This window comes from Bacteroides sp. 4_1_36, from assembly GCF_003466325.1.
GTDB classification, from domain to species: domain Bacteria; phylum Bacteroidota; class Bacteroidia; order Bacteroidales; family Bacteroidaceae; genus Bacteroides; species Bacteroides uniformis.
The window spans coordinates 33446-52643 of sequence record NZ_QSOX01000018.1 but is presented as its reverse complement, the minus strand read 5'-3'; the positions used below and the strand labels follow the sequence as shown (position 1 = coordinate 52643).

At 47.6% G+C, this 19198-nt stretch carries 21 protein-coding genes; 5 read left to right on the top strand and 16 right to left on the bottom strand.

Annotated elements, in window-relative coordinates:
• Positions 1-8: 8 nt before the first annotated feature.
• From DXD65_RS15610 to DXD65_RS15535, 16 genes are read right to left on the bottom strand one after another with little or no spacing between them, the layout of a single operon-like run.
• A complete protein-coding gene (locus tag DXD65_RS15610; protein ID WP_117884373.1) occupies positions 9-914 on the bottom strand; it encodes a PKD domain-containing protein in 906 nt (301 codons plus the stop codon).
• A 1-nt stretch (position 915) separates the two neighbouring features.
• The gene (locus tag DXD65_RS15605; RefSeq protein WP_005942799.1) at positions 916-1431 is read right to left on the bottom strand and encodes a type VI secretion system transmembrane protein TssO; all 516 of its coding nucleotides are present in this window, start codon (positions 1429-1431) and stop codon (positions 916-918) included.
• 12 nt (positions 1432-1443) lie between these two features.
• Positions 1444-1947, bottom strand: a complete 504-nt coding sequence (locus tag DXD65_RS15600; protein WP_005942797.1) for a type VI secretion system TssO — start codon at positions 1945-1947, stop codon at positions 1444-1446.
• A gap of 18 nt (positions 1948-1965) precedes the next feature.
• Positions 1966-2928, bottom strand: coding sequence for a type VI secretion system baseplate subunit TssG (locus DXD65_RS15595; protein ID WP_074783320.1), 963 nt, complete (start codon positions 2926-2928; stop codon positions 1966-1968).
• Positions 2929-2948: 20 nt separating this feature from the next.
• Positions 2949-4109, bottom strand: a complete 1161-nt coding sequence (locus DXD65_RS15590) for a hypothetical protein (protein WP_117678120.1) — start codon at positions 4107-4109, stop codon at positions 2949-2951.
• An 11-nt stretch (positions 4110-4120) separates the two neighbouring features.
• Positions 4121-4999, bottom strand: coding sequence for a TssN family type VI secretion system protein (locus tag DXD65_RS15585; RefSeq protein ID WP_005942792.1), 879 nt, complete (start codon positions 4997-4999; stop codon positions 4121-4123).
• 11 nt (positions 5000-5010) lie between these two features.
• Positions 5011-6855, bottom strand: coding sequence for a type VI secretion system baseplate subunit TssF (locus DXD65_RS15580; protein WP_117884328.1), 1845 nt, complete (start codon positions 6853-6855; stop codon positions 5011-5013).
• A gap of 7 nt (positions 6856-6862) precedes the next feature.
• Positions 6863-7327, bottom strand: coding sequence for a GPW/gp25 family protein (locus DXD65_RS15575; RefSeq protein WP_005942788.1), 465 nt, complete (start codon positions 7325-7327; stop codon positions 6863-6865).
• The gene (tssD, locus tag DXD65_RS15570) at positions 7318-7758 is read right to left on the bottom strand and encodes a type VI secretion system tube protein TssD (protein ID WP_233556149.1); all 441 of its coding nucleotides are present in this window, start codon (positions 7756-7758) and stop codon (positions 7318-7320) included. The genes DXD65_RS15575 and tssD (DXD65_RS15570) overlap by 10 nt, the downstream gene beginning before the upstream one ends.
• Positions 7759-7760: 2 nt before the next feature.
• Positions 7761-8159, bottom strand: coding sequence for a type VI secretion system tube protein TssD (gene tssD / locus DXD65_RS15565; RefSeq protein WP_117884330.1), 399 nt, complete (start codon positions 8157-8159; stop codon positions 7761-7763).
• Between the two features lie 14 nt (positions 8160-8173).
• Positions 8174-8467, bottom strand: coding sequence for a hypothetical protein (locus DXD65_RS15560; protein ID WP_117884332.1), 294 nt, complete (start codon positions 8465-8467; stop codon positions 8174-8176).
• Between the two features lie 9 nt (positions 8468-8476).
• Positions 8477-8872 (bottom strand): sodium transporter, encoded by a 396-nt coding sequence (locus DXD65_RS15555; RefSeq protein WP_117884334.1) that lies wholly within the window; start codon positions 8870-8872, stop codon positions 8477-8479.
• The gene (locus DXD65_RS15550) at positions 8856-9950 is read right to left on the bottom strand and encodes a hypothetical protein (RefSeq protein WP_117884336.1); all 1095 of its coding nucleotides are present in this window, start codon (positions 9948-9950) and stop codon (positions 8856-8858) included. The genes DXD65_RS15555 and DXD65_RS15550 overlap by 17 nt, the downstream gene beginning before the upstream one ends.
• Positions 9951-9956: 6 nt before the next feature.
• Complete coding sequence (gene tssD, locus DXD65_RS15545) at positions 9957-10370, bottom strand: type VI secretion system tube protein TssD (protein WP_117884338.1); 414 nt, start codon at positions 10368-10370, stop codon at positions 9957-9959.
• 13 nt (positions 10371-10383) lie between these two features.
• Positions 10384-10806 carry a type VI secretion system tube protein TssD gene (gene tssD / locus DXD65_RS15540; protein WP_005858603.1) on the bottom strand — a complete coding sequence of 141 codons (423 nt, stop codon included), beginning with the start codon at positions 10804-10806 and terminating at the stop codon, positions 10384-10386.
• A gap of 11 nt (positions 10807-10817) precedes the next feature.
• Positions 10818-13295, bottom strand: a complete 2478-nt coding sequence (locus DXD65_RS15535) for an ATP-dependent Clp protease ATP-binding subunit (protein ID WP_117884376.1) — start codon at positions 13293-13295, stop codon at positions 10818-10820.
• A 266-nt stretch (positions 13296-13561) separates the two neighbouring features.
• Between DXD65_RS15535 and tssD (DXD65_RS15530) the strand changes: the two genes are divergently transcribed.
• The 5 genes from tssD (DXD65_RS15530) (at position 13562) to DXD65_RS15510 (ending at position 19148) form a co-directional block, all read left to right on the top strand.
• Positions 13562-13960, top strand: a complete 399-nt coding sequence (gene tssD / locus DXD65_RS15530) for a type VI secretion system tube protein TssD (RefSeq protein ID WP_005942768.1) — start codon at positions 13562-13564, stop codon at positions 13958-13960.
• Positions 13961-14077: 117 nt separating this feature from the next.
• Positions 14078-15886, top strand: coding sequence for a type VI secretion system Vgr family protein (locus tag DXD65_RS15525; protein ID WP_117681492.1), 1809 nt, complete (start codon positions 14078-14080; stop codon positions 15884-15886).
• Positions 15887-15897: 11 nt separating this feature from the next.
• On the top strand, positions 15898-17256 hold the full coding sequence (locus DXD65_RS15520; protein ID WP_117834239.1) for a hypothetical protein: 1359 nt from the start codon (positions 15898-15900) through the stop codon (positions 17254-17256).
• Positions 17257-17301: 45 nt separating this feature from the next.
• Positions 17302-17775, top strand: a complete 474-nt coding sequence (locus DXD65_RS15515; protein WP_005942760.1) for a hypothetical protein — start codon at positions 17302-17304, stop codon at positions 17773-17775.
• A complete protein-coding gene (locus DXD65_RS15510; protein WP_181980037.1) occupies positions 17772-19148 on the top strand; it encodes a DUF5458 family protein in 1377 nt (458 codons plus the stop codon). Before DXD65_RS15515 ends, DXD65_RS15510 begins: the two co-directional genes overlap by 4 nt.
• Positions 19149-19198: the final 50 nt, after the last annotated feature.

Sequence of the window (19198 nt, the reverse complement as noted above, 5' to 3'; positions counted from 1 at the left end):
GCCTCATTCTATTTTTTTGATTCGGAAAAGCGTTCGTGCTGAGTTACCATCAGCTGCATCACACATTCGTTGTTCAGGTTGTTTCCCATATCGACGAACACCTCGTCTATAAGGGTTTTCCTGCGTGCTATGATTTTCAGTCCTTGGCAATAGGAATAGAAATCATTCTTCTTGCTGTTGTTGACAGTTACCGCTATGTCCGGATTTCCGCAAAGGTATTTTTTCAGGATATAATTGTAATGGGTATTGAACGGCTTGCCGTCCACGATGGCCTGCAAGTGTTCACGGATGTCATTACCGATAATGACAAGCACGTCCGTCGAGTCGTTCTCCGTATATTGGGGAAGGATTTCAATGGTGTGCCTGACCGGATATTGGGTATTCTCCGTAGTCAGCAGAACCTCGTATATGCCAGGTTCTGTATAGGCGTAGAGCGGGTTCTGCTCCCGCGAATCGACAATTCCGGACTCTCCGAACTGCCAGCGCCATTCTTTCGACGGACCGTATCCTTTGAAAGATACGATTTCTCCCTGGAAGGCGGTTGCAGGTGCTTTCATCCTGACAAGTTCGTCGCTTCCGTAGTCATCCCGGCTCTTGTGTACTGTGATGATCTGTTTCCTTTCCAGTCCTCCGTCCACCTGAAGGCGTACTTGGTAGCGGCCGGGTTCCTTGAACACATATTCTCCGCTTCGTTCGTGTGATATGTCCCCGTTGCCGAACTCCCAAAGCCAGGAACGTGCGTTGCGGGTGCTGTCCGCGTAATGGACGGCTTCTCCGGTTTCCACCTCTATGGGGGTCAGTGTCATCCGTATGGTACGGTTGGAAAAGAACAGCCGGATCAGTATGGCGACAAGAACGCATAGCAGCATGGCTGCGATTACGAACAGAATCTTTCTGGTATAGATTTTTCCCATGTCATTTTCCATTTTTAGTGCCCGAGCGCAGGTCTTCCTCTTTTTTCCGCAAGCCGATCTCGCACTCTTCCAGATTGGCTTTGAACAGGCTTATGTTTTGTTCGATGCTCCATAGCTGTTTCTTGTCGGACAGCCACATGGCATAAAAGTCGGCAATATGCATGAACAGCTTGTAACGCTTGTCCCAGTTGTTTCTTTCGTATGTGTTCCGCAAGTTGTTTATCAGATAATGGATATCGTCCTCCTCATATTGGGCATAAACGCCCGGTTCAAACGCCTCGATCTTACGGAACAGGGAGTCTGTCGGAAGCTGGCATTCCGCCTGCTCCTGTTGGAATTCCTTAATGCGGTTCATTTTGATTTTCACGAACTCTTTCTGTTCAAATATCTTAAAATCCGAATTCCACATGAATATCGCCAGACAACACGCTACGGTCGTCAGGAAAAAGAACAGGAATACATAGGCATGCCCCATGAAGATTTCCCGTTTGTTCATTGTCTTTCTGTTGTTATCCATAAATTTACAGTTTTATTTATGATTGTTGTTGGGACCGACATTCAGGTTACGCCGTGTCTTCCAGTTATCCTGAATACATTGCATCAGGTCTTTCTTCACCATCTCTTCCTGGATATTCAGCAGACGGATGGAGTCCTTTACTCCGAGGAAGATGTTGATGTTTCCCAAAAGTTGCCTGTAGAGCCTGCAATCCTTGGCATCCATGCCCTGGACATATTTGAGCAGGTTCATCTTGCGTGTACTGACAACGCTTTGTAGGAGCATGTCGTTGATCTGGGGGGAAGTGTTCATCAGTTTCATGTACTGGTAGACGGAATCCACGCTGTTCGACAGGGACAGCTCCTTGGCATAGATGTGGTCATACTCCAGTGCCTGTTCCGTAATCCGCTTTACTTCTATGCCGGAGGTCTTCAGGAAACAGGCAAAGATGGTTACCGCAAGGATGATGCAGCACGTCAGATAGCCTGCGAACCTCAAATAGGCTTTCCTTACTTCTGTGTTGTTTTTCGGTTTCATATAGAATAATTTTTGTGTTTATAAATAAGTGCTGATGCCCAGATAGGCGCCTTGTTCGTCTGGGGTCCCCAGTCTGAACCGGGCATCTTCCTGTTGGATGATGTAGCGGATCTGTATCTCCTTGTCCGAAGGGAGGAACAGCTCCGCCAGCGCATTCAATATTTGGCAGTCGATGGCACCGGGGAAGAAACTTTCCATCCGCCGGGCGGGCAGGGGGCCGATTTCCATCAGCATCCGGAAAGTACCGTCGGCAAAACTGTTTCCCAGAACCATATTGTCTCCCAGGATACAGCTTCCCAATTTGGGAATAAGGCCGGTATCCGCTTCCACCACGCACTTGTCTCCTTTCCTGAGATGGACGGGCACACCCGTCAGGATGGTCATGCACTCGCCGATCTTGGAGGGACTGGCCGTAATCTGCTCCATATAGGCAAGCATATGGACAAGCATGACCGCCAAATGGGTTGGCAGCAGTTCCAGCACGGGCCATTGTCCGGAAAAGATACTCACGAAATCCGGATGCACGTTCATCTCGTCTATGCGGCGTTCCTTGTTTTGGAAAGTGACCAGCATATGGTCCAGGGAGATTTCAAAAGGCTTGAAGAAACGGCGGGCGAAGAACTCCTCTTCCCGGTGGACACGGATTTCATCCAGCACCTGCTCCTTCGATATCTTTTCGGACTGGTAAAGGTTCTTGTGGAATATGCCTTCGGGCAGTGCGTCATAAAGACTCCGCCTGTTCACATAAAGATACAGGTAGTCCGTCAGGTCGTAATGGGAATATTCAGAGTGGATGTCATGAATGTCTTTCGAGAATCCGCGCCGTATATCCCCCTTTCTGGAAATGAGGGTACGTTCCGCGTCATATCCGGCTTCTTTCAGCCCGCTGGCAACCACTTCCGCCTTGAAGTCCGTATCCGGCAGGTTGAACGAATGGGGATGTTCGTCAAAACATACGATTTTATCTGTTTCTTCTGTCATGGCTGTTCGTTTATGAGGGATTAATCCAAGATGTTCCAGCGTGATTCGCTGGACTCTTTCGGTTGTCTGGAACGTTCGGCGACCACGATGTTCTCTTTGTGCTTGCCGATATACTCCAGACGGCTGAGAGTGGTCCACAAGTCATTGAACAGGTATAGGAAACGTTCTGCCGTAACCATCAGCTGGCGGATATTGTGGTGGTTGTACAGCAGACCGCTGTTTTCCCTCAGCAGACCTTCGTAAGCGCCTGGGGTGATGCCGTTCCACTCGTTGAAATATTTCAGCAAGTCCTCTTTCTCTTCCTTGTCCATAAAACTCAGGCATACATACAGATGATGCGCCAACGTGGAGAACACGTTCAAAAAGCGCAGCGGCGAGTAATACTGCCCCTCATTGCGGAAAGAGAAATAGATGTCGGATATGAACAGCATGACATGGCGGCACAGCATACCGATGTTGGTGGCAAGGTCGGTTTGTTTCTCCGCATTCTCCACCTTGGCAAGGATGTCAAACGAGGCTTTCTCGATGGAATCGACAAGCTGGCCGAATTTGGTATAATAGCCTTTCAGGTCCGGATGACTGGACATGCTCGTGCATGGAGGGATGAAGTTTCCGTCCACCTCGCAACGGTTCCCGTTCTTACGCAGGCGGCCGATCAGCAGGAAGTGTCTTCCTAACTCGCTTCCGTCTGTCTGTCCGGTCGGTAACACGCTCAATGCGTATTTGGGCAGGGCATTGGGCTGGCGGGGGCTTATCTCTTTCTCGTCCGGAACGCCCGATGGCAGATGCTCGAAAGGGTCTGCCATCAGTATGACATCCCAGCGCCGGTCCTTTTCTTCCGTTTCATCCGTGGAGATATGGAAACTGGCGGTCAGCTCGTCATCGTCACCGGCATCGTAATCTATCAGGTAGCCTCCGGCCGTAAGGGCATGGCAACGTTTCAGACGGACTTCCAAAGTGCCGGTAACAAGTTCCGTAATGCTGAAATCACCGGAAACGGATTCTCCTTTTCTGAACGGCAGGAGTCCGTAGGTGTTGCGGTTCAGATAAAATGACTGGTATTCGCACAACCGGTCCGTAAAGTGGTCTTCCTGTTGCGTGAAATGCCCTTTGTTGACAGGCATTCCGTCCGCCCAGTTTACCAGCGGGTATTTTTTCTTCTGGCTCTGTTTTCCTATCATGACGTCTCTATTTAAAATTCATTATACTTTACAAGTTCGTTCGCCACACGCTTGGCAATGATTACATCGTGCTGTTTCAGCCTGTTGTCGGCAAGCGTGAGGTCCGGGTCTATATAGAACCGCCTTTTGAAAAAGGAGGGTTTGGTATAGAATACCCATTCGTAATATGCACCGCCCTCGTTCTTGTACACGATGGGAGAGGATGGCGATTTGAGGTTGCAGTCGTCGATCATGCGCTGGAACCATTGTCCGAAGATAACATCCTCGGATGCCTTGCCGGTAATACGTTCCGATGCCGGATCGTCCACCTTGCGGAATATCTCCACATCCATCACGATGCTCCGTTTGCGGTTGATGCGCAGGGTGTCCGAGTCATATTCCTCTGAATACTTCCAGACTTTATAGATTTCAATGGGTATGTCAAAATAGCTGTTCACCGTTTGGGTATACAGGAGCGGGAATACAAAAGGCAGCAGGCAGGTGGAGGCCCAGACTCCATACTGGAGTTCGTTGCAGAGGTTGAAGACCACGGAGAACAGTCCGGCTCCCAATAGCGTGACCGTAACCGTCAGCAGGCATTGGATGCCGAATGATGGCATCTCCTTGCCCGAGGCGAATACCTTGCGCAGGATGAACCGGTTATAATGTCCGGCAGTCCAGTACAGGACAACCAGCAGGATATAGACATAGGGCATGAAGCTATAGTCCATAAACCCGCACAGGGCGGGCAGGGCAAGAATCATGCCGCACAACAGCAGATATACGATCAGTTTTCTATTGTTGAGCAGTTTGTTCTTGCGTGCGATAAAATAGGCCGCGATTCCGAAAATCACGGTTAGCAGCGGCATCAGCAGGTACGATGAAATGAGATGTTGGGTAACTGGGTTCATAAGTATGATATTTATGCTTTATTGTATTCTATGAATATCCGGTAGTTGAATGTGTCCGGCGAACAGGCCGAGAGTTTGGTACGCAGGTTGTCTTTTATCTGTTTTTCCTGCGAAGGCTCATCCAGTTTCGTTCCAAGAATCAGATGGACCTCTTTGGTACGCACCAGCCCTTCATGGGGCATCGGGCTGATCTCCACTCCGTTCCGGATTTCTGTCCGCACCAATAGCTCACCGAGTTCCTTCTTGCAGAAACTGGCTATGTCGTTTTGTGTCAGGATTCGGCCGTGCGAGATGAAACCGTATTTGTAGATGTCGATCTGTTCCCTGTTTTTGGGGGCTTGTTTTCCACCGTAGGTGGTGCTGACCAGCGCGAGTGTCTTCGAGTCCAGATAAGTGGTGGCATTGGGTGACAGGTTCACACCGGCCTGTATCCGGTTGCCCACCTCGCAGTTGGTGGTCCAGTATTTGACGGTAATCTGTCCCTTGCCGGACAACTGGTCGATCATCAGATAATAGGGAGTCTCCCTGGACTCGTTCATGCTGTCGGCTGTCTGCTTCATTTGTGCCATCAGTTGCTCCATCTGGGTGGTAAGTGCCTGTAGCTTGATGCTTGAAACGGCATGGAAGGCATGGGTCTCGTCATCGAGCAGGTCTGACAGGTAGCCGAGCAGTTCCTTGGCGGAACGGGAATCGAAACGTTCGCATCCGCCTTTGCGGATGGAGTAGGTTCCATTGCTTTCCGTAGAATCCTTTTCGGGATAGAGAAGTTCATGATAAGTCTTCCCGTCGGAGTCTTTCACGCTGTGTACGGACAGCAGGGACTCATGGTTGCCTGTGCGTAATGGCACCACCCTGAAGGTGTCCTCAAGGGGAGTTGTTTGTTCATGCAGTGTCTTGTTCTCGACAGGTACGATATTGATGCCGGCATGCAGCTCTTCCAGGACTTCCGGCGTGAAATGGGCGGGAAACTGTATCTTCACCCAGACCAGCTTGTCCTGCATTTTCTCAAGGACGGCTTCTTTGAAGCAGGAGCGCAGGATGTCCGGAAGGTTTTTCTTCCAGGAACTGTCAAATGGAAAGGATTGCGATACCTTCAAGAAATGTTTGCTGTAAATATCCATGACTTCCCTGTCTATGACGGACATCACATCGTAGTTTTGGAAAAAGGTACGGGTCGGCTCTTCCGGTATGGTTGTCCTTTCATGGATGCCTCGTTCCATCACAACCGGCTTCCCCTCTACGGACCATTCCGTACAGGGGAGCAGGAGCAGATATTCATAGCTCTCCATGAGGTTTGGGAAATCCAGATAGAAGGAAAAGTCCTCAAGGTCGGAAATGGATTCATCCACCGCCACCCCTAACCAGACGGTACGTGGAGGCATCCTTGTTTCCGTACGGGCAATCATGGTCTTTTCCAAGGTTGGGGCTATCCGGTAGAGAAGGTCGTCGCAGACCATATATTTCACATCGGCTTTGTGCAGAAGGGTATCGCAGGCAGGATAAAACGACACGCTTCCGGTCGATAGTTTTCGGGTAAGGGAATCGCTCTCGTAATACATGCCTGACTCCCTGGTTATCTGATAGCATGGCTCTATGGGATAGGCGTGTACGATGCCGTGTGCGGGAAAGGGTGAGGTCAGTATGCCCGGAGTAAGGATTCGGGCGGTCTTTTCCAGCAGCCTGGTCTCGATGGCGGTAAAATCCTCTCCCAACATATATACCTCGTTGGACAAGGCTTCCAGCAGGAGCTTGACAACCGGGTCGAAGTTCTCCGCCTTTTTTATTCCCCAGAAAGCCGCGGCGTATTTCAGCATACGGTTTCTGATTTGCTCTTTATTGTATTTTTCTGTACTCATACGCCTCTTATCGGGTTGAAATGGGTCCTAAATAAATCACATAATAGAAACAGCGTTTTTCTCCGGTATGCACCAAGGTTCCATATACATATACCTGTACACGTTTCTTTACGGCGGGAGCGTCGAACACATTGTCCTGCCGGGTGGTGTCATCAATGATGACCCGGACATTCACACCCGTAAGCCGCTTCTCATGCTGGGTGATCGCCTTGGTGATGTATTCCGAGAATTGCCCTTCCCAACGGGTGTGTGAAACGATGCTCTCAAAGTCGAGGAAAAAGATCTCACAGCCGAACTCCTTGTCAAAGGCATGTTCGCCGGGAGCCGTACTGATAAGCAGCTCGATAAACTGGTCGATGGACTCGATTTCCGAACAGGATACGAGACGGCTGTTTTCCACATCCTCGCTGAGCAAGGCGCCAAAATCCAGGGGCAATTTGCAAAACTTTGTTTCCATGCTTGTCAGTGCCATTCGTTTTCAAATTCTTCGTTCGTAAATCTCATCGTCCTTGCCGCAAACAGAAGGACGATGCTGCCGGAATGGGATATACGGTCAACCTTGCGTTGCAGGCGGATGCAGTTCCCTTCCACAAAGCGCAAGGCAAATGCCGCCTGTTGGTCAGGTTGGTCCTTCTGATAAATCCGTATTTCGCCGTCCTCACGGGAGTCGCTGTATGCGGCCCATCTCAACAGTTCGTTACCCGGCATACCGGTAAGGGTACAGGTGACGAATCCGCCGTATGCCTCACCTTCAGGCAACCCGTCACGGTCTGTATTCCGCTTGAATTGCAGGTCGAACTCTTCAATGCTGTATGTCTCATGGCAGACGGACATCCGCATCACGTAGCGGTCATCCGGCATTGAGGATTTTTTGTTTTTGAACAATGAAGTGAACCAGTTCATGATTATAAGTTTAAGTGACACGAATCGCCGGTCTCCATTTCCCGGAAGTGGATGAATAGTGAGGTACGGCTCTCTTTGGTTGTTGAATGTACGTTGAACTCAAGGCATTTTGCTCCCTTGAAACGGATGATCTCTTTGGGAGTACCGGGCAGGCCGGAAGTGTTCATCACCTCTCCGTCCTTCAGGATTCTTGAATTGAACATCCATTCCAAGAGTTCCTCCGTTGGAAATCCGGCAATACTCACCCGTATTTTGCCGCCGTATGTCTTTCCGATTACTTGCCCGCTATAGGTGGTCTGTTTCCGGAAGTCATACTCGTAGCCCAGCAGATCGTATGCCTGCACTTCTTCATGCTCCGAGGGTTCGGCTGTCCAGAACTTGATATACGATTGTACACTCATATCCTTATACTTTTTTATTCTTCTTCACTCGTCAGATTGGTTTGCAGCATAGCGGTCAGAGTCCGTTCCTCGTTCATGCGTGACTCCACGAACAGTACTGTGTCTTGGCTGTCCAGATGCTTGCGTACATAGGCCCGCAGGTAGGCTTTGAATGCCTGTACCTTCGTCCGGTATTCCTCTAAAGGGAGGGCGAAGATGTCTTGCGTTCCTACCCGTTCCAATCCGTATTTCTCCAGTTCTTCTTCAAATGACTTTTTTGATTGGTCATTGGAAATTGTATAAATGATTAATGTTTTATACTCTTTCATAAATTATTGTTATTTAAATTGATAAAGAAAAAACATCAACAAAAGGCCAACCGTTGGTATTACATATCTAATACTTAACACTGTCTTATCTGAATATTTAACATTGTAAACATTGTCTTTATATTTTTCTAATAGGGTATTAATTCTTTTCTTATTGTAAAAAAGGTATATTATAATCCAAGGAAGAAAACAACCTATTATCCCTATTATAATTCTTGTTTCTTCAGATGTATTTGGTAAAAAAAAATCTCCTGTTAAAACAAATGATAGTATTAATATAATAAACAAATAAGTAATTGTAACAATTTCAGATAGAACGCATGTTGCTCCAAAACGAGGAAATTCCTCATTCTTAATACTTATTATGTAATATCTATAAAATAAATAGTCAATAATCTTTTTCATACAAATTATTCATTATAGATTTAACCACTCGGGTATTATCTGGCACTATGATAAAATCATCGTCATAATGTCTCTGCACTTGATGATATTTCCTACCTTTTCCTAAAATAATTCCATTTTCATCACCCAAACCAATTTTTCCAGCATAATGATCTATCCAATCACCTAAAGACTTTTCAGTATTTGCATAAAGTAATATATCTATACCTACAACAACTCCACCAAGTACCCAAGAAACAGGAAATGCTGATGTTAGCATATAAATTGAAACTAAATGGGAAACTTTTAACTGTTGAGAGTGTAAAATATCAAAAGCTGTTAAAGCACTATTTGCCCATAAAAGACCTTTTTTTATAGTCTTTAATGTATTAGGTATTAATTTGTCATTTAATTTTTCTGAAGATACATTTATTCCGTTATTTTTCAAGGATTGAGATAAATTCTCAGAAAATTCTCTTGCTCTATATAAACGATCTAAATAAGGGGGCGTTTTCAAGAATTTATCATAAAAATTTTTTTCCATTACAAACATCTCATTCAAAGGACCTACAGCGGTACCTACCACTCCACTCGCAGCAGATAATCCCCATATTATTTCTGTAATATTTGTACTAAAATTATATTCAAAAGACTGTAATTCACCTGTATGCTCTATTTTCTCACAACAACATCCTTTCAACTCACCATTATATTTGTAAGACAATATTTCTACATTTACCATTGTATCATTACCAAGAGAGTATAAATGAATCTTTAAATCATCACTTGAAAGAAGTGTTTTCTTCTCGCCTTGATATACAACATAATAATTACCTAAAGAATCTTTCTTTAGAATATTGTTTTTTAATTTATCTGCGACAAGATTAAATCCTTTATTTTTGCTCTCTTCTGACTGATCAACACATTGAATATCAATTATTTTAGAATAGCAATCGTTTCCTTGTACAACATCATATGGTAGGCGTTGTACAAAAGCATATCCCAATCCAAGTACATGACCTGTATAAAAATTTCCTATCTTATTATTCAACAAGAACAAGTCAGGATAAATTATCGTACTATCATTTTCTTTAGACATATTTCTTTATTTTACCCAGTTATTATCAAATTCAATACCATTCATATTGATTATTTGAGGAGATAGCATTAAACTGGTATTTAAACCTATACCTATCCCTATAGAACGTTTCAAACTGATACAGTACGCATTCGTAAACGCCACCTCAAATATCACCCCAGACGTACCGGTCTTGAACAGCACTGCCCCGTTCTTTTTCACCCACGGTTTAACAGCCCATCCGTAGATGTTGTTTTTCACCGTCTGCGAAAGGGTTATCATGATTCGTCCCCCTCGCACTTCGCCTTCCGGTTGGTTCTTTAGGTTATCTACTGGCTGGTGAAAACCTATTTTGAACTGTTCCACTGCATATTCGTCGCCGTCAACGCTGAATATGACATTCACGTTGCTGTCCACTTGCGGAAAATTAAAAAGTCCCATAACGCTGCTGTTTTTAAAACACCCACTGATTTTCAAATTCTTCTGTACCGAATGCCAGCTTCTGTGCCTGTACGGTCAGTTTGGTCGCAATATAGCTTTTGCCCTGCCGGATATAGCTGATTTCCATATCCACACAAGTCGCTTTCTCAAAGAGTATCTTTTCGAGTGTGGAGCCTTGGTTGTCATGGACAACGATGGCTCCGCTCTGGTATTTACGGGCATCCAGCATCCACTGGATCATGTCACGGTTGGGAAGATGAGGGTAGGTCACATAGAACGTACCGCCTTTTACCTCGGTCTGTGCCTGTCCTTTGATGTCTATCCCTTGGGCAAATCCGAATTCGCAGCCGATGAGCTGGTAGCTGTCCTTGTACATGTCGGTCAGTGAGGAGGCAGCCAGGTTACCTATCTTTAAGAATACGGTATATCCAAACATACGATACTTGATTATTGGTGAATATTCCAGGTTAATTCATTCTGTTCGTCCAGACCTACCTCCAGACTTTTTCCTTTGCCCAACTTCTCGTTGATGATAAGCCGTGAAATCGGTCTGCGCAGGTAGTTACGGATGACCCCGGCAACTTGGCGGGCACCGTATTTGGGAGTGAAGCCTTTGTGGGCGAGCATTTTCCGGGCATCATCGCTGATGGTGATGCCGATACCCTGCTTGTCCAGAAGTTTTCTGACTCCGTTGAACTGTATATCGAATATTTTTAGGAGTATCTCTTCACGGATGGGGGAGAACGGAACGATTTCAGACAGGCGTGCCAGAAACTCCGGTCGGAAATACTGTCCCATTACCTCCATGATCTGGGTGGTGGGCGGAACATTCCCGGATTCAAGTTGCCTGGTCAGCCATTCACTGCCCACGTTGGAGGTAAACAGCACGATGGAGTTGGAGAAATCCCCCTCTTTGCCTAAACGGTCATGCAGCTTCCCCTCGTCCATGATTTGCAGGAAAATGTCATATACGGACGGATGCGCTTTCTCTATCTCGTCAAAGAGGACTACGGCGTATGGCTGTTGGCGTATTTTATTGACTAACATACCGCCTTCCTCATAGCCCACATATCCCGGAGGTGCTCCGTAAAGCAGGGCTGCGGAATGTTCCTCCTTGAATTCGGACATGTCAAAGCGAATCATGGATTTCTCGTCATTGAACAGGGCTTCCGCCAGTGCTTTGGCGAGTTCGGTCTTGCCGGTACCGGTCGGTCCCAACAGGAAGAAGGAGCCGATGGGCTGTCCCGGTTTGTTCATGCCGCTACGGGATTCAAGGATGGCGTCCGTCAGCGTTTTCAAAGCCTGGTCCTGTCCGACGACGCGTCGCCGCAGATACTCTTCCATATTGAGTAGCCGTTCTTTCTCCTGTGATTGTATCTTGCCGATAGGAATGCCTGTCTTGCTGGCGACAACGGCGGCCACCTCGTAGATGCCTACCTCCTCTATTTTCTTTTCGGCAAATTGAAGGATGGCGTTCAATGCGTTTCGCAGATAAGCGGCGAGTTCTTCATACTCCTGTAATTCATGGATATCCGCCTCGTCAGGGATGACGCCTAAAAGGATAGGGCTTAATTTGTTGTGCATTAGGAAAAGCAGCGTTTTCAGCTCTTCCGTCTTTTCATGGGGCTCTTTCTCTTCCTTTTCTATCTCATCCAATCCGGACAGCAAAGTCTCCGTGTCCTTTTTCCCTGTTTCATTGACCATCTTGATGGCGGAAAGCGTCATATCCAGCAGACCGATGGCGGAGTCCGGCAGACGGCGGTCTTTCACGTACCGCTTGGCAAGACGTACACATTCGGCTACGGCATCGTCGCAGATTCTTACCTGATGGTAGTCCACATATTGTTTCTGCACGGAGTGCAGCATTTGGATGGCGGACTTTATGTCCGGCTCGCTTATCTGCACGGTTTCGAAACGGCGGCTGAAAGCATGGTCCGGCTCAATGATCTTGCGGTATTCGTCAATGGTGGTGGCGCCGATGACCGTCAGGTCGCCGTGCGACAGTTCGGGTTTCAATACATTCCCCGCACCGGAATTTCCTTGCCGGTTGTCCAGCAGTACGTGGATTTCGTCAATAAACAGGATGGCATTGTCGATATTCCGCAATTCTTTCAGGATATTTTTCAGGCGGTCCTCAATCTCTCCTTTATAGGTGGCTCCGGCAATCAGGGAGGCGTTGTCTAACTCGAAGACACGGGCTTCAGCCAGGAACGAAGGCACCTTATGGTTGACAATATCCCAGGCTAACCCGTAAACCAGTGCTGTTTTTCCCACACCGGCATCGCCGACTATCAGAACATTGGACTTGCTCCGGCTTCCCAGTATCTCCATGACCATACGGTTTTCACGGTCGCGGTTGATGACCGGATGCAGCCTGTTTGCCGCAGCCGCGGTAAGGTCCACGCAATACTTTGCCAGAAAAGAGGACGAGGCGGAGGCCGGAACATAGGCATCCGCCGTGGCGGCATGAGAACATACCGGCTGTCCGTTACCTATATATATGGAATGGATATCCTTTTCCAGAATGGGGAAAGACCTGAGCTGGTCACTGGAAAAAGCGACACCGGGCTTTGTCAGTGCCAATAGCACGCAGATGGGATTGATGTCGAACAGCCCGAACTGGATTCGTGCGTCATCGGCGGCTCGGAAAACGGAGTCTATCTGCTCCGATGGCTTGATCTCGGACAACCGGGTGGATTTCGGGCATTGCTCGATGTACACGTCCGCCCACTCCTCCAGATAGCCTAAATCCTTACCTATACTTATTATAAAATCTCGTAGCCCTACATCCTTATGAAGTAGAGCCTTCAACAAATGCGAGGGAGTATAACACTCGTTCGCATTTTCACGAGCCACTGCAAGTGCTATGTTAAGCGCAATTTTTACAGAATCATCAAGATTAATGAAACCAACTCCTGTATCCATAATCATTAAGATTTAAAAATTGCGCAGGAGAACATTGCAAATATAAGGCAAAAAAAATAATCCAGCTATTTTTGACCATTGTTTTTTTATGCTTGTGAGCATGTTTCCAACAAAAACAAGAAAAAATCCTCGAAAGTTCTTTGTAGTTTTCAGAAAATGCCATATATTGGGCGCAGAAATTGAAGGACAAAGACAGGGTAACAACAGACCGCCTCTGACCGGATATTTCAAAATCAATTTATTGTTTAATTTAAAACTTTGAGACTATGGCATTTAAAGCGTCATTTAAGTTCTCGGACTCAAGAGAGTTTGATGTATTGAACTGGAGAGTCAAGTTCAATCGTGATGTGGACCCCAAAGGTCGTCCGGCATCTGACATTTATGGTGGCACAATCTATGTGGAAGTCGAATCGACTCCCGATACCATTGTGCTGGATAAAATGTTCAAGCAGTACCAGCCTGTAAACGGAAACATCGTCTTCAAGAAAGCGGATGAGGATGCCAAAATGAAGGAACTGGTGTTCGAAAACGGTTACGTGGTAGAGTATGAGGAGGCACTGAATGTGGCTAACGCCTATCCGATGACAGTCAAGTTCGCCATTTCCGCACAGACCGTGAAAATGGACGAGGCTACGTTTACACAGGATTGGCCGGAAAACAACTAACGGTTGTTTCCTAATCAAAGTTTTAAGGTGCCGGAATATACCAATTCCGGTTATTTCGGCACCAAAAAACATACCGACTGGTCGGTTTAATAATTGAAATTCATAGTTTAAGATAGTATGGGAGCAAGTTTTCTGAATTTGGTGGCTACTAAAGTGACCGTGAAAGGAGAAGAGCAGAAGTTCGTTTCATTGTGTCTCCGTCAGGGTTTTAACCGGCATCACACCTTTACCGTGGTGGTGAATTATCTGTCGCCTAACAATACGTTCCAACAAACCCCGGAAAAATTCATCGGTTACATCGGGGAGACCGCCAGCATTTCGTTTGCCCACAAGCAGACGGGTGAAAGTTATGATTTCGAGGGTGTCATCACTCGGGTGGAAATGGTTGGAAGCATGGGTGAGACAGGCGGAGTGGCCATTCATGGAGCAAGCCCTACGATACTCTATGAGAACAACAGGACACTCGACTCATGGATGGACCAGTCCCTTTCCACCATAATAAAGGAGGCGACACAGGAATATGGAAAGGTCAACCTGGTTTCCAACCCCAAGTATGCGACGCCTATACCTTATATGGCGCAGTATAATGAGAGTGTCTTTGACTTCATGAACCGCCTCTCGGCACTCTATGGGGAGTGGTTCTATTATGATGGGACAAAAGTGTATTTCGGAAAGCCGGAGAAGGACAATACGGAGAAAATCGTTTACGACATGGATCTGGAAGAAGTGCGTTTGGTTGCCAACCTGATACCGGGAAAATCTGCAAGATACGATTATGTAGCGCAGGAGAACAAACAGCATAATGCAGATACGCCCGCCAAACCGGATGGTATGAACGATCTTCAGTCCATTGCACACGGTTGCTCCGAAAAGGCATACGCCGCAAAAACAACCTCGGCAGCCAATCCTCATATAACGGACAAGGCTGGATTGGACGAGCAGATGAAAGTCGTCAGAAACGAATCCGGAGCCAATCTATTGAATATAAAGGGCATAGGAAAGACTTGCCGGATCAGGATCGGCGAAATCATTGATGTCTCTTTCCCTGACAGGATGGGTCTGTCTCCTTTAGGAAAGTTCCGCATTGTCGAAGTCGTGCACGAGGTACGCCGTGACGGACACTATACGAACTCCTTCGTCGGTATTCCGGACGGTACGGTACATATCCCTGTCCCCGATGTGAGGCTTCCGCTGGCGTTGCCGGAACTGGCTACGGTAAGGAAGAACGATGATGAGAAGGGGCAGGGACGCGTGAAAGTGGCTTTCGACTGGCAGAAGAATGATAAGACAACCAATTGGATCAGGGTGCAGAGTCCGAATGCGGGAGTAAGCGATGCGGTTCCCAAAAATCGCGGATGGGTATTTGTCCCGGAAGTCGGAGACCAGGTCATGGTCGGCTATGAGCACGGCAATCCGGATCGCCCTTATGTAACGGGAGCCATGTTCCATTCCGCTTCGGGAAAAGGTGGCGATGAGAACAACAAGACCAAAAGCATCATCACACGCAGCGGTAACGCCATCGTTTTCGATGATGAGACGGGAAGTATCGTCATTACTGACCGGACGGGAAAGCAGCTGATTCTGCTGGACGGCACGGATGCCATTACCGTCATGGCGAAAAAAAGCGTTACCATTACCAACGAGGATGAATCGGTCATCATAATGGACGAAAAGTCGATAGGCTTGCAGGCGGATACCATTTCCATTGAAGGCAGGAAAAGCGTGACGTTGTTGTCCGGCAACGAGAACATGGTACTCAGCAGCGAGAAGAATATAATCAGTGGAAGCGGTACCAATATAAAAATGGAAGCGGCCAAAGAATATGACCTGACCACCCGGACTGGGACGCTCAACGGTACGAACCTCGTAATAGAAGGCACGGCGGATGTGGCGGTTTCGGGAGGAATGGTAAAAATCAATTCGTAATCCGGTTGGTTATGGGAGCATCTGCATCTGTTATACAGGAATATTACAAAGCGGTCGATTACTGGGCGGACATAGCCGGTAACAGGGACTGGAAACTGTCTGTATGGATTGTCGGTCAGAATGATGTGGACCTGGTGGACAGGTTTTTGGAAATAGAACGTTCTCCGGTAGGACGGTTCGACGATATATTCTTTCGTTTTGATACTCCGTATAAGGGGGATGACGAGGAATACGCCGAACAGCTCTGGCAGGAATATGCGGGCTGGTTCTCGGAAAAGGTTGAGGAGAAGTATGATATTCTCAGGGCTCTGCGGCACGACGGGCTGTTGAAGGAAGAATATACCCCCGATGTGTCGGTTGAACATACGGCGGGCAACTTGTGGAGAGAGATGTTGCGTTTCAAAGCATGTATCTCCCGGTTGGATGATGCCTTTTTCTGTCTGTACTTTCCTCCGGAACAGGAAAGGGGGTGCTCCCGGACAGGATGGTTCGGCAATGTGCTGAAAGAGGGCGTCCCGCAGGGAATCCGGATGACAACCATTGATTTGAAAGGGAACAGGAATGTCAGGCTGGACGAGTCCCGGGAGGTGGTTTGCATACGCCCCCGGTTCGATATGGCGGCGGCATTGCATAACCGGATGGCACGGTCGGATAGCGGTAATGACCTGATTGCGCCTGAAAACCGGTTCAAGCAGCAGGTGACGGTTGTCATGGATTGTACACAAAAGCAGGATTGGAAATTATTGGACAGGGAAATCCGAAAACTATTGGATATTTCCAAAGAAATGAAGGATACGAATATCCGGACTTCCGCTCTGTTCATAGCGTCTGAGGCGTGTTACGCGATCCGGGAATACAGGCATAGCATGAAGTACAGCGATGCGACCATCAAAGAGGCGGAGAAGGCGATGGAAAGTGGCGAAGCGGCAGGATACAGTTATTGGAAAATGGCCGTATCCATGAAAGCGGCGATTCTGACGGCCGGGAAAAGACGGGAGGAGGCGGTTGCCTTGTATGAAGGGATGGCACGGAAAGCCATCACGCAAAAAGACCCTTATTATGTCATGGAAGGCTACCGCATGTGTGGTTTCCTGCGCTACGAAGATGGGAAGATGGAACAGGCTTTCGAATATTTTTTGCTCGCCCTGTCCGGGGGGAGTTACCTTTCCGGGGAAATCAGGCGGAGTTCCACGTTCACTTACGCGGCACATCTGGCTCTTCACACAGGAAGACAGGTTCGTTCCCCGCTTGATGTCTCGATTTTGGAAGGACAGCTCCGGGAGTGGCTCGGGGACGACTGGAAGGAATTGGTGGACAATCCGGACATGCAGTTGGCGAAGGCCAGAAGAAAAGGGGGGATTTTCAATTGACAGAGATTTAATTAACATATATTTTTAATTTAAAATTGAATAAGTATGGACCTTGGAAATTATGGAATCGGCGGAAACGAGGTGAAGATTGACGCTTCCGAAGGTATTGCGGAAATTCCACAAAACCGAACGTTATTGGTGGAACAGTTGACAAAAGACGAACCGGTGGCTCCCGAAGTGATCGCAGGCTTGACCAACATCGACGAAGTGTTTGCACATTTCCGGCCGGAAATAGATATCGAGTTCTCGGATGCGGAGGGGGCTCCCGTAGAGGAAAATTTCCGTTTTCAAAATGTCGGCGATTTTTCTGTCAAGAAGATGACGGAACAGAGTCCTTTCTTGTCCGGGCTGAATGCGGAGAAACAGTTTGCGGACAGGATGGAGAAGTCATTGCGCTCCAACAAGGTGTTGCAACGGGTACTGGAAAATCCGGAGACACGCGGGGCTTTCGTCAATGCGATTTCCGCCATTTTGGACGATTTGAAGAACAACGAGAAGTCTAATCCTGCTAATGAATGATAGTTATGAGCGAACAGAATACACAAAGAGAAGCTGCCGTACAGCAGCAACAGGCTGTGGAGCAGTCCAGAAATCTGAATGCAGAATTGCAGGTTCTGGCTAAGTTTGGAGGTTTTAATGTCCTGGAATCTTCCGTGGACGGCATACAGAACCTGAACCCGGAACGTAAGGCGCGGCGGAACATATTCCTTTCCGATCCTGAACGGACGGGTGAGCGCAAGGAACTGAAAAAACGGCTGGAAATGTGGCTGGATATGCTGGAGGGTAACAAATCCATCGGCGAGATGGTGGAATTGTGCCAGAAGAAATCGGCGGCGGTATCCGGTCTGCTTTCCCAAAACCAGTTGAAGGCGGTAGAGGAGGTCAAGCAGTTGGAGAAGTCTTACCGCACGGTCATGCTCTTCTACAAGAATACGGATTCCGACAAGATCAAGAACATCTCCATCGTGAACGCTTCGATGGACCAGCTTACCGATTTGGACAATTCTTTCTTCATTGATGCCATTGCGAACGAGCTTCGTGCGAACTATGACCGGTTGGACTTGCGTACCAACTACTCTCTTTTGGTTATTCCCGGGTATTTGGGTTCCAACAAGGTGATTGAAAAATGGGCAAAGATAGCACATGACAACAAGGTGATGATTTACACCGATTTCGCTGATTTGGAAAAGCCGGATGACGTTATAGAAATGTTCTTTGACTCCAACCTTTCGGGAGGCGATGTGTACAAGTCTAATGTATGTATGACCTGCAATTACCTGGTGGGACGCGGACGTTATGCGGAACTGGGCGAAACGGAAGATTTGTTGATTCCTCCTTCTGCGGCGTTGGCGGGCAGTGTGTACAAGACGGTAATGGCACAGGTTACCGCCGGAAAGAAGTACGGTTCCATGAGTGAGGTGGACGGGGTTGCATTCAACCTGAAAAAGAGTGAGATCTCTGAAATCGAGAAGATTGGCCTGATTCCGATGGTGAAGGAGTACGGCAAGGTGATGGCTTTCTCTGCCAAGACTCTGTTCAATGGGGATAATCTGGGATTGCAGACCTATTCCGTGGTCCGTGTGTTCGACTGGGTGACGAAAGTGCTGATGGACTTCCTCAACCGCCGTGCCTTTGAAAACTGGAACAGCAAGGCGGAAAGGGATTTGCGTGGTCAGATCAGCAAGTTCTTGGACAGCATACAGGGACCCGGACGCTTGATTGAGAAGTTCAAGATTCTTCGTTTCGAGCGTGACCCGAAGCAGAAAGACCGCATTTTCCTCGACATTCACCTGACTCCTTATTTCCCGGCAAAGAGTTTTGTCATCAAGCTGGAAGGTACAAAAGGGGATGACGAGAACGACTGGAACAGCGATTATGCGCAGGATGCATAGATAAAGTCCTTTCTTAGACGGCCGGAGTGTTCCGGTTGGTGACTCCGGCT

Excerpts from the sequence above, each read along its gene's own strand:
- DXD65_RS15610 (WP_117884373.1), bottom strand. The coding sequence starts at position 914 with ATGGGAAAAATCTATACCAGAAAGATTCTGTTCGTAATCGCAGCCATG.
- DXD65_RS15605 (WP_005942799.1), bottom strand. The coding sequence starts at position 1,431 with ATGGATAACAACAGAAAGACAATGAACAAACGGGAAATCTTCATGGGG.
- DXD65_RS15600 (WP_005942797.1), bottom strand. The coding sequence starts at position 1,947 with ATGAAACCGAAAAACAACACAGAAGTAAGGAAAGCCTATTTGAGGTTC.
- DXD65_RS15595 (WP_074783320.1), bottom strand. The coding sequence starts at position 2,928 with ATGACAGAAGAAACAGATAAAATCGTATGTTTTGACGAACATCCCCAT.
- DXD65_RS15590 (WP_117678120.1), bottom strand. The coding sequence starts at position 4,109 with ATGATAGGAAAACAGAGCCAGAAGAAAAAATACCCGCTGGTAAACTGG.
- DXD65_RS15585 (WP_005942792.1), bottom strand. The coding sequence starts at position 4,999 with ATGAACCCAGTTACCCAACATCTCATTTCATCGTACCTGCTGATGCCG.
- DXD65_RS15580 (WP_117884328.1), bottom strand. The coding sequence starts at position 6,855 with ATGAGTACAGAAAAATACAATAAAGAGCAAATCAGAAACCGTATGCTG.
- DXD65_RS15575 (WP_005942788.1), bottom strand. The coding sequence starts at position 7,327 with ATGGCACTGACAAGCATGGAAACAAAGTTTTGCAAATTGCCCCTGGAT.
- tssD (WP_233556149.1), bottom strand. The coding sequence starts at position 7,758 with ATGAACTGGTTCACTTCATTGTTCAAAAACAAAAAATCCTCAATGCCG.
- tssD (WP_117884330.1), bottom strand. The coding sequence starts at position 8,159 with ATGAGTGTACAATCGTATATCAAGTTCTGGACAGCCGAACCCTCGGAG.
- DXD65_RS15560 (WP_117884332.1), bottom strand. The coding sequence starts at position 8,467 with ATGAAAGAGTATAAAACATTAATCATTTATACAATTTCCAATGACCAA.
- DXD65_RS15555 (WP_117884334.1), bottom strand. The coding sequence starts at position 8,872 with ATGAAAAAGATTATTGACTATTTATTTTATAGATATTACATAATAAGT.
- DXD65_RS15550 (WP_117884336.1), bottom strand. The coding sequence starts at position 9,950 with ATGTCTAAAGAAAATGATAGTACGATAATTTATCCTGACTTGTTCTTG.
- tssD (WP_117884338.1), bottom strand. The coding sequence starts at position 10,370 with ATGGGACTTTTTAATTTTCCGCAAGTGGACAGCAACGTGAATGTCATA.
- tssD (WP_005858603.1), bottom strand. The coding sequence starts at position 10,806 with ATGTTTGGATATACCGTATTCTTAAAGATAGGTAACCTGGCTGCCTCC.
- DXD65_RS15535 (WP_117884376.1), bottom strand. The coding sequence starts at position 13,295 with ATGGATACAGGAGTTGGTTTCATTAATCTTGATGATTCTGTAAAAATT.
- tssD (WP_005942768.1), top strand. The coding sequence starts at position 13,562 with ATGGCATTTAAAGCGTCATTTAAGTTCTCGGACTCAAGAGAGTTTGAT.
- DXD65_RS15525 (WP_117681492.1), top strand. The coding sequence starts at position 14,078 with ATGGGAGCAAGTTTTCTGAATTTGGTGGCTACTAAAGTGACCGTGAAA.
- DXD65_RS15520 (WP_117834239.1), top strand. The coding sequence starts at position 15,898 with ATGGGAGCATCTGCATCTGTTATACAGGAATATTACAAAGCGGTCGAT.
- DXD65_RS15515 (WP_005942760.1), top strand. The coding sequence starts at position 17,302 with ATGGACCTTGGAAATTATGGAATCGGCGGAAACGAGGTGAAGATTGAC.
- DXD65_RS15510 (WP_181980037.1), top strand. The coding sequence starts at position 17,772 with ATGATAGTTATGAGCGAACAGAATACACAAAGAGAAGCTGCCGTACAG.